At 49.5% G+C, this 17,561-nt stretch carries 23 protein-coding genes and 3 pseudogenes; 15 read left to right on the forward strand and 11 right to left on the reverse strand.

Features of this window, described 5'->3' with window-relative positions; translation table 11 throughout:
• Positions 1-29: 29 nt before the first annotated feature.
• The gene (gene cspF / locus BH714_RS23820) at positions 30-242 is read right to left on the reverse strand and encodes a cold shock-like protein CspF (RefSeq protein ID WP_071993114.1); all 213 of its coding nucleotides are present in this window, start codon (positions 240-242) and stop codon (positions 30-32) included.
• Between the two features lie 266 nt (positions 243-508).
• Here cspF and BH714_RS17325 point away from each other — a divergent pair, with 266 nt between their 5' ends.
• The 14 genes and pseudogenes from BH714_RS17325 to BH714_RS17385 all read left to right on the forward strand — a co-directional run bounded on the left by BH714_RS17325 (position 509) and on the right by BH714_RS17385 (position 9,393).
• The gene (locus BH714_RS17325; RefSeq protein ID WP_032681777.1) at positions 509-727 is read left to right on the forward strand and encodes a cold shock domain-containing protein; all 219 of its coding nucleotides are present in this window, start codon (positions 509-511) and stop codon (positions 725-727) included.
• Between the two features lie 268 nt (positions 728-995).
• Positions 996-1,223, forward strand: coding sequence for a hypothetical protein (locus tag BH714_RS17330; protein ID WP_032681776.1), 228 nt, complete (start codon positions 996-998; stop codon positions 1,221-1,223).
• Between the two features lie 527 nt (positions 1,224-1,750).
• Entirely contained in the window at positions 1,751-2,155 is a 405-nt protein-coding gene (locus BH714_RS17335; protein ID WP_024195748.1) for an H-NS family histone-like protein, read from the forward strand.
• Between the two features lie 52 nt (positions 2,156-2,207).
• A pseudogene (locus BH714_RS23825) lies at positions 2,208-2,369 on the forward strand (arsenical resistance protein ArsH); the annotation flags it as partial.
• A 205-nt stretch (positions 2,370-2,574) separates the two neighbouring features.
• Complete coding sequence (locus tag BH714_RS17340) at positions 2,575-3,450, forward strand: GTPase family protein (protein ID WP_032681774.1); 876 nt, start codon at positions 2,575-2,577, stop codon at positions 3,448-3,450.
• A gap of 243 nt (positions 3,451-3,693) precedes the next feature.
• The gene (locus tag BH714_RS17345) at positions 3,694-4,410 is read left to right on the forward strand and encodes a helix-turn-helix transcriptional regulator (protein WP_012543038.1); all 717 of its coding nucleotides are present in this window, start codon (positions 3,694-3,696) and stop codon (positions 4,408-4,410) included.
• Positions 4,411-4,445: 35 nt separating this feature from the next.
• Positions 4,446-4,898, forward strand: a complete 453-nt coding sequence (locus BH714_RS17350; RefSeq protein WP_032682060.1) for a hypothetical protein — start codon at positions 4,446-4,448, stop codon at positions 4,896-4,898.
• A gap of 71 nt (positions 4,899-4,969) precedes the next feature.
• Positions 4,970-5,443: a hypothetical protein gene (locus tag BH714_RS17355; protein ID WP_040018519.1), complete on the forward strand. Its 474-nt coding sequence runs from the start codon at positions 4,970-4,972 to the stop codon at positions 5,441-5,443.
• A gap of 119 nt (positions 5,444-5,562) precedes the next feature.
• Positions 5,563-6,384 carry a DUF932 domain-containing protein gene (locus tag BH714_RS17360; RefSeq protein ID WP_021571974.1) on the forward strand — a complete coding sequence of 274 codons (822 nt, stop codon included), beginning with the start codon at positions 5,563-5,565 and terminating at the stop codon, positions 6,382-6,384.
• A gap of 30 nt (positions 6,385-6,414) precedes the next feature.
• The gene (locus tag BH714_RS17365) at positions 6,415-6,858 is read left to right on the forward strand and encodes an antirestriction protein (protein WP_032681771.1); all 444 of its coding nucleotides are present in this window, start codon (positions 6,415-6,417) and stop codon (positions 6,856-6,858) included.
• Between the two features lie 12 nt (positions 6,859-6,870).
• Entirely contained in the window at positions 6,871-7,413 is a 543-nt protein-coding gene (radC, locus tag BH714_RS17370) for a RadC family protein (RefSeq protein WP_040018523.1), read from the forward strand.
• Positions 7,414-7,423: 10 nt separating this feature from the next.
• On the forward strand, positions 7,424-7,765 hold the full coding sequence (locus BH714_RS17375; RefSeq protein ID WP_032681770.1) for a type IV toxin-antitoxin system YeeU family antitoxin: 342 nt from the start codon (positions 7,424-7,426) through the stop codon (positions 7,763-7,765).
• 20 nt (positions 7,766-7,785) lie between these two features.
• Positions 7,786-8,127, forward strand: a complete 342-nt coding sequence (locus BH714_RS17380) for a TA system toxin CbtA family protein (protein ID WP_032681769.1) — start codon at positions 7,786-7,788, stop codon at positions 8,125-8,127.
• 258 nt (positions 8,128-8,385) lie between these two features.
• Complete coding sequence (locus BH714_RS17385) at positions 8,386-9,393, forward strand: restriction endonuclease (RefSeq protein WP_032681768.1); 1,008 nt, start codon at positions 8,386-8,388, stop codon at positions 9,391-9,393.
• A 180-nt stretch (positions 9,394-9,573) separates the two neighbouring features.
• Here BH714_RS17385 and BH714_RS17390 read toward each other — a convergent pair whose 3' ends face one another.
• Positions 9,574-10,449 (reverse strand): phosphorothioated DNA-binding restriction endonuclease, encoded by an 876-nt coding sequence (locus BH714_RS17390; RefSeq protein ID WP_040018525.1) that lies wholly within the window; start codon positions 10,447-10,449, stop codon positions 9,574-9,576.
• A 300-nt stretch (positions 10,450-10,749) separates the two neighbouring features.
• Here BH714_RS17390 and BH714_RS23830 point away from each other — a divergent pair, with 300 nt between their 5' ends.
• Complete coding sequence (locus BH714_RS23830; RefSeq protein WP_074147066.1) at positions 10,750-11,202, forward strand: SymE family type I addiction module toxin; 453 nt, start codon at positions 10,750-10,752, stop codon at positions 11,200-11,202.
• Positions 11,203-11,297: 95 nt separating this feature from the next.
• Here BH714_RS23830 and BH714_RS17400 read toward each other — a convergent pair whose 3' ends face one another.
• From BH714_RS17400 to trpS, 9 genes and pseudogenes are all read right to left on the reverse strand, one after another.
• Positions 11,298-12,044 carry an SAM-dependent methyltransferase gene (locus BH714_RS17400; protein WP_040018526.1) on the reverse strand — a complete coding sequence of 249 codons (747 nt, stop codon included), beginning with the start codon at positions 12,042-12,044 and terminating at the stop codon, positions 11,298-11,300.
• 10 nt (positions 12,045-12,054) lie between these two features.
• The gene (locus BH714_RS17405; RefSeq protein WP_014168433.1) at positions 12,055-12,312 is read right to left on the reverse strand and encodes a YjhX family toxin; all 258 of its coding nucleotides are present in this window, start codon (positions 12,310-12,312) and stop codon (positions 12,055-12,057) included.
• Between the two features lie 288 nt (positions 12,313-12,600).
• Positions 12,601-13,173 (reverse strand): DUF1349 domain-containing protein, encoded by a 573-nt coding sequence (locus BH714_RS17410; protein WP_032681752.1) that lies wholly within the window; start codon positions 13,171-13,173, stop codon positions 12,601-12,603.
• Between the two features lie 50 nt (positions 13,174-13,223).
• Positions 13,224-13,469: pseudogene (locus BH714_RS17415) on the reverse strand (substrate-binding domain-containing protein); the annotation flags it as partial.
• A gap of 52 nt (positions 13,470-13,521) precedes the next feature.
• Positions 13,522-14,901 (reverse strand): guanine deaminase, encoded by a 1,380-nt coding sequence (gene guaD / locus BH714_RS17420; protein WP_025205687.1) that lies wholly within the window; start codon positions 14,899-14,901, stop codon positions 13,522-13,524.
• A gap of 62 nt (positions 14,902-14,963) precedes the next feature.
• On the reverse strand, positions 14,964-15,410 hold the full coding sequence (locus BH714_RS17425; protein ID WP_025205686.1) for a hypothetical protein: 447 nt from the start codon (positions 15,408-15,410) through the stop codon (positions 14,964-14,966).
• A 402-nt stretch (positions 15,411-15,812) separates the two neighbouring features.
• The gene (locus BH714_RS24440; RefSeq protein ID WP_032681749.1) at positions 15,813-16,151 is read right to left on the reverse strand and encodes a hypothetical protein; all 339 of its coding nucleotides are present in this window, start codon (positions 16,149-16,151) and stop codon (positions 15,813-15,815) included.
• Positions 16,152-16,192: 41 nt separating this feature from the next.
• Positions 16,193-16,359, reverse strand: a pseudogene (locus BH714_RS24445) (hypothetical protein); the annotation flags it as partial.
• A 173-nt stretch (positions 16,360-16,532) separates the two neighbouring features.
• Positions 16,533-17,537 (reverse strand): tryptophan--tRNA ligase, encoded by a 1,005-nt coding sequence (trpS, locus tag BH714_RS17435; RefSeq protein WP_040018527.1) that lies wholly within the window; start codon positions 17,535-17,537, stop codon positions 16,533-16,535.
• Positions 17,538-17,561: the final 24 nt, after the last annotated feature.

Genomic DNA, 17,561 nt, shown 5'->3' on the forward strand with positions numbered 1-17,561 from the left:
TTAATCTATCTATTTTGACACACTGAAAATCAGGAAAGATAAATGTTCGCAGCCACAGGCCCCCTGAGACCGTTTATCCGGCAAAATTCTATGCGCCTTCCACGGATGAGTAATTCTGATTCGCGGGAGTTAACGGATGAAATGTGAAGCAGAACGTCTTTTCTTCCATCAGATGGGATGATGAGGCCTTTACCACTAAGAATGTCAAAGCTTTTGACAATTCCTGTCATTTTATGGGACAAGTCAATTCCTTATTAAAAACTCGTAAAGACTATACATTGAAAATGGCATTCAGCCATTTTTATTTTCCCAACAGGACCTCTGGACGGCTAAAATATAATTTTCTTATAACGATTCCTTGTGCCTTAATGAATCCCATCAGTTCGATGCACTAATGAAAGTTAGATATTTTCCGGGCAGTTCTCATTACCAGGCGCTATCGTTGATATCCCCTCTTTTTGAGTCCATACGTTTACTATCAATACAATGATGCATAACTGGAGTCAGTATGACCTATAGAATTACAGGCCTGGTAAAATGGTTTAACGAAGACAAAGGTTTTGGCTTCATCTCTCCTCTTGATGGCAGCAAAGATATCGTTGTCCATTTTCCTAAGCTTAATGTCGACAACTTTAAAACTTTATTTGAAGGACAGAAAGTTGAATTCGCCATTCAGATCGGAGACAAAGGTCCTGCTGCTGCAAACGTAATACTTTGCGATAAATAAATCAATGTGGGTTTGCGATAACGATGAAGGATTATCCCTGAGTAGACAGACCCATAACTTAAATCAGTGGAAAATCGTTTATTCTTAATATCTGATTAGCATACTTTTCACAATTATGAGTGCGCTGACCGATGTTATGAAGTGCAGGACTAATGCATAAAAATTTTAAAAGCACAAGCTAACCGCAAGTTAAATAAGAAGTGCGTAATGGCTTTGACCTTAATGGCATCTGCCAGTTAACACCCACAAGAGAACAGGGTAATAGAATATGATTAAAGTCCTTGTTTTCTTTAATGCTGAATCCTGTAAAGTCATGACCGTTCTGGAAGGTATATCCTCTATCAGGCAGGAATATCCAAACGGTGAAGATACACATCTTCGGATTATGTCTGCAGGTTTTCCTTCCTTAACTGGCGATCATGGCATTGTTTACGTGGCTACTGACAGGGAGTTAACGTCACAGGAGATATTTGATGCGGCCAGGAAATATTTATAGCATTTTTGTTATGCTCTCTGATTCACGTTTAATTGCATGCTTACCCTATTTATCAGAATCGAACAAAAAATGAGTTAAAAAAATTTATGGCCTGCTAACAGCAGGCTTTTTTTTTACATTTGAAAAAAATACAGGTGTCTATCCCCTGTGTGCCATCTTGCCATTTGTGAAAAAACTTACTAAGCGGCGGCGCTAATTCACTAAATGTCTCTCCTGATTTAAAACTCATCAGGTATGACTGAAGCAATAAGTTATGAGGGTATAAAAAGGCTCTTCGGATGACTCCTGGCATCATCGTTTTAAGTACCTTTAAAAATGCATGGACATTTCGTAGGGGTTAGAATTTAGTTCTTGCACATTCTTCTTGATTTTGTCTTGCGATAAGAGATTTATATCAGTAGTCTAAACCTCGTTAATAACAATATGTACCAATCGGATTAAAATGCTCAGTAAGAGAAATCGGGTTGATGAGCAACCGTCGATATTGGTATTTGCTGAACAACGAAAAAATTTTTAAAGGTCTCTTTATGTCAGATGCTCTTACACAGTTAAACAATATCCGTACCTTACGCTCTCAGACTCGTGAAATGTCATTAGATGTGCTGGAAGATATTCTGGAAAAGTTTAAAATTATTCTTATAGAACGACGAGAAGAAGAGACATTACGTCTTGCAAATGAAAGTCAGCGCCGCGATAAACTGGAAACACTTCGTCAGATGATGCTTGATGAGGGTATCGACCCCTCCGAACTTATGGCTGCTATTGGCTCTCCGGGTAAGTCTAAAAGGACGCGCTCCCCCCGCCCGGCGAAGTATCGATATACTGACGAAACTGGAGAGTCAAAAACATGGTCAGGTCAGGGGCGAATGCCGAAGCGGATCTCAAATCTGATTGCTGAAGGTGGGGAATTAAAAGATTTTGAAATCAGCTAAAAAAAGCCGGGTATAACCCGGCTCTTTTTTGTATAGGCCGCAAGTTGCCTTAGAGAATAGTCGAGAAACATTTAGTTCCGTCGATGTAGCCGAGGCGCTGTTTAAAATCACAGTGCTGCTTAAGGGACAAACCGGTTATCTTGCAGATCGTTACAGCGAGCGAAAAGAGAGCCATCAGGAGCTTTCATTCCGAGTCAATCAGGACAAAAAATAACGTATGTTCTTCGTGAATCCATACTGCATGAGCTTAACAACGTCCGTTATTGGCACTCAGCAGACATCTTTTAGTTCTGCGCTGCACAATTTCCTTTACGTGTTAATCTAAAATTCCAAATAATTTCAGATAGATATTATCTCCGTGAATCCCTGCCTTCCTGACTGGAAAGCGGGTTTTTTATTTTTCACGCTGAGACTACTGTATGAATAAACCTGACGGCCTTCAGGCCTTTGAACAACCGCTCGCGTCGCTTCCGCGCATGCTTCGCCAGCTTATTCTTGAACGTATCCAGAACCTGACCCATTACGAGCCGGTGATTGGCATCATGGGCAAAAGTGGTGCTGGTAAATCCTCTCTCTGCAACGAACTTTTCCGGGGCGAGGTGTCCCCGGTGAGTGACGTGAACGCCTGTACTCGCGACGTACTGCGCTTCCGATTGCGCAGCGGTCGTCACAGTCTGGTGATTGTCGATTTACCGGGGGTAGGTGAAAACGGACTACGGGATCAAGAATACCGTGCTCTGTACTGTCGTATGCTGCCGGAGCTGGACCTGGTGCTGTGGGTCATTAAGGCCGATGATCGGGCACTAACCGTGGACGAGCAGTTCTGGCACGGTGTGATGCAACCTTACAGGCAAAAGGTACTGTTTGTGATTAACCAGGCTGACAAAATCGAACCCTGTCATGAATGGGATACTCTCACCAGCAAGCCTTCACCGCACCAACTGGGAAATCTTAAAGCGAAGCAGGCTGCAATTATGGCAATGTTTAAACCGCATCATCCGGTCTGTGTGGTGTCCGCCAGGACTGGATGGGGCATTGAGGATATGGTGGCAAACATGATGTGTTGTCTGCCTGACCGCGCCGCCAGCCCGGTGGTGACACAACTGCAAGGGAGACTCTGCACAGAGCCGGTAAAGTCGCAGGCCCGTGACAGTTTCGGTGACGCTGTGGGCCGTGTTTTCGATACGGCTGAGTCATCGTCATTCCTGCCTGCGCCATTGAAAACGGTGATTCGTAGCGTGCGTGATGCGGTGGTGTCGGTCGCACGGGCCGTCTGGGACTGGATATTCTTCTGATATCGCAATTTTCTCTGCGAATGATGAACTGGTTGTTAATGATTTGTTGATTGTGGACATGTCCTTTCCAGTGCGTTTTATCATCAATTAAATCAGGCGAAGCATCATTGTCTGTCAGACGAGCGCCCACAAGGCTGGACTGCTCATAAAAAATAGTTCCGATGTTGTCCATACCCTGTCCACTCCTTCCTTTAAAGTAATCAGTATTAATTCAGAGAGTTAACTTCTCAGGAGAAATCTTTCATGACGCTTCAGGAGCGGCGACATGACCGGCTTGCTGTCAGGTTGTCGTTGATTATCAGCCGCCTGGTGTCCGGTGAAACTCTGTTTATTCGCAAACTGGCAACTGAATTTGGGGTGTCAGAGCGCACGCTGCGTCGTGACTTTCGGGAACGTCTGATGTATCTCGACCTGGATTATTACCAGGGGCAGTGCAGTCTGCGCTCGGATATTCACAGTACGCGGCAGGAAATAGATATTCTGACCTTTGCTCACCGCACGGGGCTGGCCGGGGTTTTCCCTGGCTTTGACCGGCGACTGATCAGCAGCCTGCTGGACTGTGATGATCGACCCTGTCTGGTATGGCATCAGGACAGACCTCATCCCCCGGCAGGAAAGCTCTGCTTCTACAGGCTGGTCAGAGCTATTTCGGGATGTCAGCGCATCACCGTTCTGACTGAAGGGGAGCGTCATGAGGCCATCGCACCTTACCGGCTAATCGCTCTTGACGGTTACTGGTATCTTGTCGCTGAACATAACAGGCAATTACGTGTCTTCCGGCTGGATGAGATTCATCTGGTAAGGCCATCGCGGGAAACATTTATTCGCAGTGAGCTTCTCTATCAGCTGTCGGAGGACAAACATTTTATCTCTGCCTTACCTCATTTCCGTTTTATTCAGCAGTCGCTGAATTCATTTTCTCCATCAGAAAGTCGGGGGCAATCCGGACAAACTGATTAGAGATGGTCTCCACAATTGAATGTAAGGTTAATCTAATGAAAAAATTGAAATTAATGTCTTTACTGCCAGTCATGTTTTTTCCCTTACTTATCGCAGGTAATGCTCACGCAGCACGTCCTTATAGCGGGTTCCTGCCTGCGGCAGTGAATAATAAAAGTGGGAATATATTCTGGTGTGATGCCCACCGACAGGTCAGTAAACTGTGTACAGCGACGGAAGTGGATTCAATGGGATGGTTTATTGTTGTTCGCTCGAAACCTTCCAGAGATTGTCCGGGGGGAATATGGGGGTGGATCACTCCCAGTAAAGACGATGTGGCAACAGGGTATACCATTACGCCAGGTAAAGAATTCAATCTCACCATGAAGGATATGTGCAGTCCCGATATGAAAGTAACGTTCCGCCCGAATAAAAAGGACCCTCGTTATGACGATCTTGTCGGGATTTATGCCGGGAAAGAAGCGTTTCGCTACAAACAAATAAAATAATCCAACTGTTTTTTCATTACTTTATTGTTTTAAACAACAAAAGCTTTATTACATGATTTGAGGACAACATTATGCGACTGCCTTACGTAATATTTACATTAGCTATGCTGGCTTCTGTATCAACAGCACAGGCTATTCCCAATATGTGGACGAGTGGTTTTGGGATGGGCGTGACCGAATATATCATTACCAGCCCGGAGAAGGTGGTGTTTAATCTGAACTGTACTGGCAATCCGGATGCGCAGAATATTCTGCAACACGGTGTTGATCTCACTCTGCCTGATGGAACATCAGTAAGTTCTCATGACGACGGGACGGAAATAACGGTGGTCATGGATAACAGTCAGTTCTCATTACCTTCATCCCTCGGCTGGAGGAATGGCGATAATGCCTGGGTGTCATTTATTGACGCACTGGGGCAGGCAGCAAATTTCGATGTTTATGTCAGCGATAAAAAAGTAGGCACTTTCAGTCCGGGTCTGAAGAATACGCAAAAAGAGCTGTCTGACCTCAGTGAGTGCCGGACCACACACTACAGCGATTAGTTAATTACATTTCAGTCCTCTCCACCTCGCAACACACCAGCACCAGATAGCAACAGGCCATGCTCCTTCGGGAACATGGCCTTTTTGTTTTTATTTCATTATCAGATAAGGAGTTAGCTATGCGATTAGCCAGCCGCTTTGGTCGTATAAACCAGATACGCCGTGACCGGCCTCTGACCCACGAAGAGCTGATGAGTCATGTCCCCAGTGTGTTCGGGAGTGACAAGCATGAATCTCGTTCAGACAGGTACACCTACATCCCGACCATTACCATCCTCGAAAGCCTGCAGCGCGAAGGTTTTGAGCCGTTCTTTGCCTGCCAGACAAAGGTTCGCGACCAGAGCAAGCGGGAACACACCAAACACATGCTTCGCCTGCGTCGTGCCGGTCAACTGACCGGACATCAGGTGCCGGAAATCATTTTGCTCAACAGCCATGACGGCTCATCAAGCTACCAGATGCTGCCGGGGCTGTTTCGAGGCGTCTGTACCAACGGCCTGGTCTGCGGTCAGTCATTCGGAGAAGTGCGGGTACCGCATAAAGGGAATGTCGTCGAGAAGGTGATTGAAGGGGCTTACGAAGTGCTCGGTGTGTTTGACCGGGTTGAGGAGAAGCGCGATGCAATGCAGTCACTGGCACTGCCAGAACCAGCCCGTAACGCCCTGGCGAATGCCGCGCTGAAGTATCGCTTTGGTGAAGACCACCAGCCGGTCACGGTATCGCAGTTACTGACCCCTCGTCGCCGGGAGGACTACAGCGATGACCTGTGGACCGTATACCAGCGCGTGCAGGAGAACCTGATGAAAGGTGGATTGTCAGGGCGAACCGCTCAGGGGAAAAGCAGCCGCACCCGTGCTGTTACCGGTATTGATGGCGATGTGAAGCTCAATCGCGCCCTGTGGGTAATGGCAGAAAACATGCTCGATTTTTTCGGGCGTTAAACAACAGTTCCGGCATAAGGAGATAGTTTAATGAATACACATAACCTTCAGTTCGCTGAGCAGGCAGCAATTACTGCCTCAGTCGTCCCTGACGAGTTACGAATTGGTTTCTGGCCGCAGCACTTTGGCTCTATCCCGCAATGGATAACGCTTGAGCCTCAAATCTTTGCCTGGATGGACCGCCTGTGTATCGATTATCACGGCGGTATCTGGAACTTTTCGACGCTCAGTAACGGTGGCGCTTTTATGGCTCCCGAGTCAGAGCAAGATGAGAAGTGGACATTGTTCAACAGCATGAACGGCAATGGCGCAGAGCTTACCAGTGAAGCAGCAGGGATAGTCGCCTGCCTGATGGCATACAGCCACCATGCCTGTCGTACCGAATGCGACACGATGACTGAGCATTATTATCGCTTACGCGACTACGCGCTGAACCATCCGGAGTGCAGCGACATTATGCATCTTATCGACTGAGGAATACCTGACATGAATACCGCATTATCCCCGGTGTCATTACAGCCTGAACTTTTCCAACTGACGGTTATGGCCCAGCATGGTTTCCTGCTCCCCGCGACCTCCGGATTGACACCCTATGCCCAACGGACCATCCGCCGCGCTATCAACCTGCTGGATAAATATCTGCGCCAGCCTGGCATATCCTTTACCTCAAGTACGGCAGCACGTGACTGGCTTCGGTTACATCTGGCAGGACAAGAACGGGAAGTGTTTATGGTGCTCTATCTTGATAACCAGCACCGTTTATTGGAGAGTGAAACGCTATTTGCCGGTTCGATTAACCATGTCCAGGTCCATCCTCGAGAGGTAGTGAAGTCAGCGCTTCGCTTCAATGCTGCAGCTGTTGTGCTGGCGCATAACCATCCATCCGGTGATCCGGAGCCCAGTCAATGTGACCGCAACATTACGGGCAGGCTTGAAGAAGCGCTGGCACTGGTTGATGTGAACATACTCGATCATCTGGTTGTCGGTTCAGATGGCATTGTGTCGTTTGCAGAGCGAGGCTGGATATGAGGGCACTTCAATGAAATCTACTGATTCAGAGAACGATTCATTTCTCAAGTGGAGTCTGAATCGTAATGTGACACCTTGCTTTGGCGCTCGTCTGGTACAGGAGGGAAACCGACTGCACTATCTGGCTGACCGGGCCAGTATCACCGGTAAGTTCAGCGAAGCAGAATGTCTTAAGCTGGATTTGGCATTCCCGCATTTTATCAGCCAGATGGAATCGATGCTGACTACTGGTGAAATAAATCCTCGCCATGCCCACTGTGTCACCCTGTACCACAATGGTTTCACCTGCGAAGCCGATACCCTTGGCAGTTGCGGCTACGTATACATCGCCGTTTACCCCACTCATTGTTAACTACTTTCACAAGAGCAAATATGAAAACTCTACCTGCAACAACTCCGCAGGCGGCGACGCTATGTCTGTCGCCTGTGGCAGTCTGGCAAATGCTGCTTGCTCGCCTGCTGGAACAACATTATGGCCTGACGCTAAACGACACGCCGTTCAGTGATGAAAAGGTAATTCAGGAACATATCGATGCCGGTATATCTTTGGCCGATGCCGTTAATTTTCTGGTAGAAAAGTACGGGCTGGTTCGTATTGATCGCAGGGGATTCGACTGGCTAGAACAGTCCCCATATCTGCGGGCAGTCGATATTCTGCGGGCGCGACAGGCAACTGGTTTATTGAAAAGAAATCGTATTAGCGCGGCACGGTGAACATTGGGAATAGCCTTCCTGATTCACACTGCAGCTTTCCTTACTTATTTACTCATTCCAAAAAGCACCTGCCGATGCTGGTTGGTGCTTTTACTTATATGGACGAGATATCATGCAAATAGAAGCTGTAATTTTTACTGGGCACATTATCGCAAGTACAATCCGGGAATGCTGGGCCGTCGTTGTTGATGGTTTTGACGCATGCGGCGAACAAGCTTATGATCCAGCTTAATTTCTTTTCCTCATGAAGGGACGGGTATGGGCAACAGAATGTGGATGATCCGCGGTGACGGCGGCAAGCTCTATGACGATTTTCGCGATAAGCAAATTGTAGGCATCGGTTGGTCTCAGCTGGCTCCATTAGTCAAACCCGGCCTGTCCCGAGCTCAGTTACTCGCCTTATACCAGGAGGCAGATCCATTAGCAAAACTGGGAACTGCGCGTTCTGGTGCATCGCAGGTCTGGCGTTTTGTGAACGAAATCCAAAAGGGTGATTGGGTTATTACCTATTCGCCAGCCAACCGTACTTATTTGCTAGGCAAAGTTACTTCAGATTTCCAATATCATCCTGAATGGGTGGAAGAGGGGATGGGAATCGCTCGACAGGTTAAATGGAATACTCAAGAAATTGATCGCGATCGACTGTCTGTTGCTACCAAGAATACATTGGGTTCTACGCTGACGGTTTTCCAGCTTCCAGAATATGCGCTAGAAGAGCTTTTGCAGGATAAGAAACCCACTGTAGATGTGATTACACAGAATCCAATTGCGATGGATGAAGATGAGGTCGTTTCTGATCCGCTTCGCGATGTGGAGTCGTTGGCGCGTGAAGGTATTAAAGATCGAGTTAATGGACTCGATCCGAAGGAGATGGAGTATCTGGTTGCAGGAGTTTTACGCAGCATGGGATATAAAACACAGGTGTCTCCTGTGGGTCCAGATCGTGGGAAGGATATCATCGCATCACCTGATGGATTTGGATTTGAGAATCCACGTATCGTCGTTGAGGTAAAACATCGCAGGGAGCAAATGGGGAGTCAGCAGATTCGCAGCTTTATCGGCGGTCGCCATAAAGACGATCGCGGGCTTTATGTCAGTACGGGGGGCTTTACGAAAGATGCTCGCTATGAAGCCGATCGTTCGACGATACCTCTGACGCTCTGGACGCTTGATGATCTCGTCCGTGCGCTTATTGAGAACTATGAGCAAGTCGATATCGAGACCAAACTTTTGGTCCCTCTGAAGAAAACTTTCCTTCCTGCCTGAATCTTGCTTTGATAGCCATATCGGTGTTCTACTGGTATGGCTTTATAACCACTTGCAATGTCTATTTTTCGTACGGATTTTAACTTGTGGGTACAAGTGCGGGTATAACTATTTATTCCTGTTTATAAACAATATTGATATCAGTCTAATAGGTGTGCAATTCGAGTCCGGCCTTCGCACTCACCCCCTATAAACCTCCCTCCGATGCCATTCCACAAACCCTTCCCCTGGATAATTCCCTTTCACCATCGGCAGTGCTATCTGCTTCCCGGCGAAATCCCAGAACAGTCTTCCTACAATCCCATGCCCGTTACCATTTACCGCCTCTGACACCAGAACCCGCAAACTGTCATCCAGCCCAATCGATCCTTTATCAAACGCCTTATGATGAATTGCACACAGCGCCAGCCCATTCGGGATTTCACACGGCCCGCCAAACTGTTTCCACTTGATATGCGCGGCTTCAAGCGCAACGGAGGTGTTATCATGTCGCATGTTGAATCCGCAGATTGCACATTCATAGTTATAGGCGCGAAGCACATGCTGGCGAAACAACGGATCGCGAACCTTACGGATCTGTTGAATATCAAAACCCATCTCATCTGCGATCTCTTCCTGGATGCTTTCCGGGAAATGCGCCTCAAGGATCTTCTGTGCCAACGAGCCGATCAGCTTCTTGTTCTTTCTCAATAGCGCATAGTGTTCTTCATCAAAACCGCCAGCGACCTTATGTTCAACAAGCTCTTTTACCGGTGGTTGTTTGCTGCCAGTGGTGGAACAGATTTCACTGTTCTCAAGATCCCAGAATCCATCCCCTTTGAGCCGCCAGAAGGGCATGTTCGGGTAATGTTCTTTCCTGTCTGGACCAAAGCGTTCTAACAGGCTTAGCAGTTGAGCGTGTACCTCGGTACCGTAGTCAAACAGACGTGCATGCCCCTGCTGATAGTTCGCCAGCACGTACAGAAGCAATAAGGGTTTATGTGGCGCACGTTGTTCGCCCTTGCGCCAGATGGTGATGTTGGCAATTGCCTGTTCGAGTGTTTTGCTGGAAGCCATCGCGTTACGGAAGAAGGTAAATAATTGCGATGATGCTCGCAAAACCCAGACCAATCAACCCACAACGAACAAAAACATGGCCTTAGCGCACACAACACTATTTCCTGAATCCCCCTCGCAAATTCCAAATTTACCCCACGCCAAACCGCTGTATTTATATTCAGCCTGGTATAATACGCATCAGAAATAACGCCGAACGGCAGAGTGAGTTTCACAGGAATTATTTACAACGAGACGCGATATGAAGGTGCTGCAACACCCCCATACCGCTAACCACTACCAACTTACAAGGAGTTGAAAATGGCTGCGCCGAATTTTATGCCAGAGTTTACGGTTTGCAAAACAGAATCAGACGCTTTCACCGGCATGATTGAAAACCGCGAGCTGGTACGCAAAAACAGCACCCGCCGACTTCACGGCAACCAGACCAGTGCCGCGCCTGTTCACCCCCGCGCAGAAACGCCAGAAGCAAGCTCCGCCTGCTGTGAACTCTATGCCCGGATAGATAATAAATATCTTCCGCTGGGGGGAGACTGGCTAACACGAGCAGGGTTTATCAGCGGTATGCCGGTTAAAATCCGGGTGATGAAAGACTGTATTGTGATCACGCCGCAGCATACAAGAGAATTATGGGGATGCCTGGAAGGGATGAGTGTGGTGAATATCAATAAACAAAAAGTCGCTCAGTGGTTAAAAACATTTCCAGGAGCGTTAAATGATACGGGCGATATCCCGGTGATTAAACGCGGGTAAACGTGACGGAATCCGCTTTCATATTATCCTGAGGCGTCTTAATACCTGATGCGTGACGGCGGTATAGTCGTTAAGGCTATACCGCCTGTTTCAGGCTATCGGGCAATCAATGCAAACACCCCCCAGCCAAAGTACTCTCGTGTGTAGGTGACGTGGCGTTTGGGCGCAATTGTCAGCTCCGCGCGAACTTCTTGTGCAAAGTCATCGTCAGGGTTTTCCGCCAGCCAGCGACGCAGGGTCATCCATTTCGCCGCTTCGTATCTGTCCCAGCCTTCCTGATCTGCCAGGACCATTTCCACCAGGTCATAGCCCTGTGCGTCGAACGAGGCGACCAGGTCGGGCAGGGTGAGAAAGTCTGCGATGGATGAGACGCCGCAGGCCTGGGCTACCTCATCGCTCGCAGGAACCTGACGCCAGTAGGGTTCGCCGATGAGTATCATCCCGCCAGGCCGGAGGCTTTTTGCCAGCAGCGCCATTGTTCCGGCGACGCCGCCGGCAATCCAGGTGGCGCCCACGCAGGCCGCTACATCACATTTTTCATCTGCGACGTATCCGGCCGCGTCGTCATGAATAAAACGCACGCGCTCGCTGACGCCGAGTTCGTCAGCACGGCGCGTTGCCTGTTCGGTGAAAAGTCGGCTCATGTCGATGCCGGTGCCGGTAATGCCATGATCGCGCGCCCAGGTGCAGAGCATTTCCCCCGAGCCGCTGCCGAGATCGAGAATGCGTGTGCCTGGCTTCATGCGTAACACGCGGCCCAGCGTGGCGTACTTTTCCGGGGTGAATGGGTTATGAATGCGGTGTTCGCTTTCGCTGACGGTAAAAATACGTGGGATATCCATCATCCTCTCCTTAACGATTATCTGGCTGGGCACGGACGCTGTTCAGCCCGGTCGTGTTAATGCGGTAGGGCTGACCGTTGACGGACTTGATCAGCTTTTTGGTTTTGAGTTTTTTGAAGACGGCGAGCGTGCAGTCGGCGAGCAACAGCCCTTCGCGGCTGTAGCATTCAACGGCGGTGACGCGGCCTGAGCTATCGCGGACGTGCGCAATACGTCCACCTTTGGCGAGAACGTGTAAGGTACGTTGTTCCTGACGGGATAAATTCATACTGAAGAACCTGTTTAATCATCATGTGCAAAATGTGCAAACACACAGCGGTGTCCGCATTCGATTTCGGCGCATTGATAATCAGTCCGGCCTGAAAGGTCGGGGAGCTGATTATCGGATGATGACATTCTCCAGCATCAAAGCCTCGGGTTGAGTTGAGAGGTATTTACGGGGTGAATAATATCACCTGTTTATTTTAAGGGAATGGTCGGGTGGGAAAAGTGTGATCCAGGTGGAAGCTCAGGCAGCGCCATCAACGGATCGTAGAACCGGATGGCGCGATGTAAATCAGCTGAGATCGTGCAGCGCTTTATCCATGGCCGGAGCGAGACTGAAATCACTAAACTCGACGGCTAAGCCGCTGCGTTCGGGCGTGCAGCACATGACACCGACTTTCACTGGCCCCAACGGAAAATGGCATAAACGCAACAAAGGCCACGACAGCCCGTCTGCTGAGTACTGTAACCGCAACGCGTCTCCCTTGCGGGTCAGGCGAAGCCAGAACTCCCGGGGGTTACCCGGGAAGATTCCGGTTGCCCAGTCGGAGGCCTGTAACGTCAGTACGCTGCCAATGGCCGGCGCGCCATCATTGTATTCAATCCCGGCCTTGAGCCAGTGTTGCTCGTCCGACATCAGCATGATCCCCGCCTGGTCATAGAGCGTGCTGAAATCAGCGCGGATGTTAGTCTGAAACGTGAAATCACCCGCCGCGTCAGTCGCGTAGATGTGGCCCGAGAAACGCTCGAATCCGTACCACGTATGGCGCCAGAAATCGGTGTGGTCGTCTGTCACGACCGATAACGTGTTGTTCTCGCTATGCCATTCGGCAGGTTCGTTTATCCAGTAAAATTCGTTTTGCATAATGTCCCCAGGTGACTGTCAAAAGGTCGTCGGTATGCGGCCTCTCTTGCTCAACAGGATTCGCGCCTGAGCCAGGGGCTCTCGACCAGCACCTTATCCCGGTGGGTGTCGCCATTGATAATGTGCAGGGTACTTAAGCGCCCAATCTCATAATGCGGCAGCTGGACCGTGGATAACGGGGGTAAAAACAAATTTCCGATGCCGACAAGATTATCGTAGCCAAGAACAGCAATATCCTGTGGGATTCGGACCCCCTGCGTTAACAGCGTCTGATACACCATGAAGGCAATACGGTCGTAAACTTACAGGGAGTCACGGTGATGCCACAGACGGTGCCGCTGTATGATCTTACTGAACTTTCACGGCTTTTCCGTCTACCCAGACACGGCTGATGTTATTTCGCCTGGCGTTAAAGATGATTTTTTGCAGTTTATCTTCAGGCTGGTCTTCAGCAGGATGAATATAAATATCGCTTCCTGCAGCCCGGGTATCGATAACGATGGCATCGAACTGGTATCCGACCTCCAGCTTTCCTACAGGCAGCTCAAGCACGCCACCCGCACCGGCTGTCGCCAACCAGAATGCTTCCTTGAAGCTGACTGCCGAGCCTGGTCTGCCGCGGTGTTCCGGTTTGATACGGGCATCGACGCCATCATTCAGGGCTTTACTGGCGGTGATGGCATGGCGACAGGCATCAAAAACCGAGGGGCTATGGCCACCGGCAATATCGGTGCCTAACCCGACGTTCAGACCACGGTCCAGCATTGCTCGCAGAGGGAATACTGCATTGGCAAAATAGAAATTTGAAAGGGGGCAGTGCGCGACGCCAGCCCCGGTTTTCTTAATCAGGTCAGCATCGTCATCTTCAATGTGGTTTGAATGCGCGAGGATGGTTTTTTGGGTCAACAGGCCAAAATCACGCAGCGCCACGGTGTCCGTTTTCCCCAGGCGTTCTTTGACGTAACCATGTTCCCAGTCACTTTCTGAGCAATGGGTTTGCACGTGGCAGCCTGTTTCTCTCGCCACTGTGCCCAGTCTTTTCAGCAGGTCGTCCGTGCAGGAGGGAATAAACCGCGGGGTGATAACCGGGAGCACACGTTTTGCCGTATTGCCGGGTAACTCTGCGACAGCGCGAATAAATGCACGCGTTTCCGCCTCGGCCGATGCCGCCGTTTCGTCCCGATAATAGTCAGGGCACTGAGAGGGATCGTCCATCGCGACGCGGCCCACCAGGGCGCGCTGCCCCTGGGCCAGGCATATGCGGGCCAACTCGACGCTGCTTTCAGTGTGCAGGGTGGCGAAGTAGACGGCGGTGGTGGTGCCGTTCGCCAACAACGCGCTGACCAGTTCCGTATAATTTCGGCGGGCAAAATCGACGTCGGCGTATCGGGCTTCCAGCGGGAACGTGTAGTCATTCAGCCACTTCTCAAGCGGTTTATCCAGCGCCTTGCCCATCTGAGGCCACTGCGGGGCGTGGACATGCAAATCGATCAGGCCGGGCAGAAGATACTGGTCAGAAGAGAGTTCAGTGAGCTTACCCGCTTTACGGGCGGCGTCACGTACGTGCCGGAACGCGTCATCGTTATGTTGAATAATATCCACAATGGTACCGCTACCGTCGATACAGAACAGCGTGTCGGTGAAGTGAATCACATTTTCCTTTGATTTCGCCGTATAGCCCTGCGCGCTAACAACCCGTTGCCAGGGGAATGCGTGGTAGGTATTCATCTGTTTGTCCTTTTTCACGATTATGCTGAAGGGAAAATATCCCGGATGGCAGTAGGATTTTTTCAGGTCGCAGGATCCTGAACTATCCAGACCCCCGTGTTCTGCCTGATATCCGGTTTAATGGCGCCCTGGCGCTGGTTGTAGACAAAGGTGCCGGTGCTGTCGCTAAGGCAGACGAGCGTGAGGGTAAACAGCGTCGTCTGGCCCTGAAAATCCTCCTCTGCTTCCAGAACGCCTACGCTGTGTGCCAGGCCTGTTTGGCTTTTAAAAACTTCATAACGGTATTTCCCTTGCACCTTATTGCCTGTGCGCAAGATATGGCTGGTATACGTATCGTCAGTGAACTCCAGCCGGAGCAGGCTATCGGCATTAGGGTTTTGCACAGACCATAGCGGACCCGTTTTATTGATAAAGATTTTGCCGGAGAGCGTCTCCGGTACGTTGCAGGTCGCCTGAGCAAATAGCGGAAGCGCCAGCAGTGCTGAAAGTAATGTTATCCTGAGTTTCATCTTATTTGTCCATATCTTTGCCGGAGGAGAGGTAGGGTATCTTCCGTGCATTCATTTTTTATTCGTTAAAAATCCTGGCACAAAAATGAAATACATCAATAAATCGAAAGGTTAATAAGATGGCGAAAGTTGAGGCTATTAAAAAGATAGCAATGATTTATTCCGCTGGGCATGCTTTATAAGCCGAAGGGTGGATGCGGTAATGTGTCTGGCAGGGCATGATTAAGCAAAATGGCGAAATGACTGTTGTCTTATTGTCGGTTTGAATAGCTTTTTTATCGCGGCATTTTTCATATACTTCGTGTTGTGGTGAATCCCCCTGTGCGGTGGGGCATAATTTATAGGTTAACGTCATTATGCGGGCTTTGCTCACCGGGAGGCACCCGGCACCACACTGTTCTATTAAACGTTTATAAAAGAAGGTAGATATAACATCGCCACGACCCATATGAATAAGCCAGGAATTTTCAAAGGCCACGGCTCAAGGATAGCTATGCAAGCAAATGCACCTACCACGAGCAGAGGGCCTGATAACACGTTCAGGATCCCACCTAAAGTAAGTATCTTTCCTGGCAGTAATCTATTGAGTACTAATGAAATAATGTAAGCACTCATAGTAATGATGGAAAAGGCGATTGTTTTATCATGCCATGTGTCGAATTCAATCCAGCAAAGACTATAGGCAAAAATTAAATATGAGCAAAGAAGCAGGTTTATAATTGGGATGGTAAACTTACTCATATGACCCTGCCGTAGTGTTTGTTTTTTGGTTTTTCTATTGTTATTTTCTCAGTCTTGCGTGTATATCTGTGTCCGTGTCAACGATACCATAAACCCGATATCCATAATCTTGCGGTGCAGATAGCCCTCCCTTTATAAGTCCAGTCACGGTATCAGACGAGGAGATTATATTATATAATCTCCTCGCTATATCTTCTACGTCAGCCATAGTATCTCTTTAAATCTGTTATAAAGAGTAATATCAATGTGATATTAATGCAATTAAAGCAATTTATATAATCTACACAAGAAATTAAGAATTATTAGGGGCATTAATATTATCTTAAATGAGACAATAAGCGGTTTCATGCCAATCCCACGCACTCCACCGCTCAAACTAACTTAACTAAACACCGGCACCCCCAGCCCAACCTTCACCTCCTTCAGCGTCCCCTGCGTCACTCCCTGCGCCCGTTCGGTCCCGCGCTTCAGCATCGCCATCAACTCCCCTTTATCCTGCATGTACATCGCCCTCCGTTCCCGCATCGGTGCAATCAGCTCCTGCAGGCACGCCTCCAGCTCGTTCTTGCATGCCCGGTCACCCAGTCCGCCCACCTGATAATGCGCCTTCATCGCTGCCACTTTCGCTTTGTCCGGATGAAACGCGTCGAGGTAGGTAAACACCACGTTTCCCTCAATCTGCCCCGGGTCGCTCACCTTCAGGTGGTTCGGGTCGGTGTACATGGCACTGACCGCACGGTGAATCGTCTCTTCACTGGCAGAAAGGTGCAGGGTGTTGCCCAGCGATTTCGACATCTTGGCGCTGCCGTCGATGCCGGGCAGGCGACCGGTGTCGCTGAGCATCGCTTTGCAGTGGCGCAGCACCGGGGCAGGCAAGAGGCTGTTCATCTTGTGCACAATCTCATTGGTCTGCTCAATCATCGGCAGCTGGTCGTCGCCGACGGGGACGCACTCGGCTTTGAACGCAGTGATGTCCGCCGCCTGGCTGATGGGGTAGGCCATAAAACCGACCGGCAGCGAGCGGGCAAAGCCTTTCTGCGCAATCTCGTTTTTCACCGTCGGGTTACGCTCGACGCGGGCGACGGTGACGATATTCATATACAACATTGTCAGCTCGGCGAGAGCGGGCAGGGCGGACTGCAGGCAGAGTGTCGTCAGGTTCGGGTCGATGCCGGCGGCGAGGTAGTCGGCGAGCACTTCAGGGATGTTGTCGCGGATTTTTTGCGGGTTGCTGCCGTTGTCGGTCAGCCCCTGCAGGTCGGCAATCAAGACATACTGGTTATGCGTCTGCTGTAGCGCCACGCGCTGGCGCAGCGAACCGACGAAATGGCCCAGGTGCAGCGGGCCGGTTGGGCGGTCGCCGGTGAGGATGGTTTGAACGTTCATAAAGACTCCTTAATGTGCAATTGC

Origin of the sequence: Enterobacter ludwigii (assembly GCF_001750725.1) — a bacterium.
Lineage (GTDB): Bacteria > Pseudomonadota > Gammaproteobacteria > Enterobacterales > Enterobacteriaceae > Enterobacter > Enterobacter ludwigii.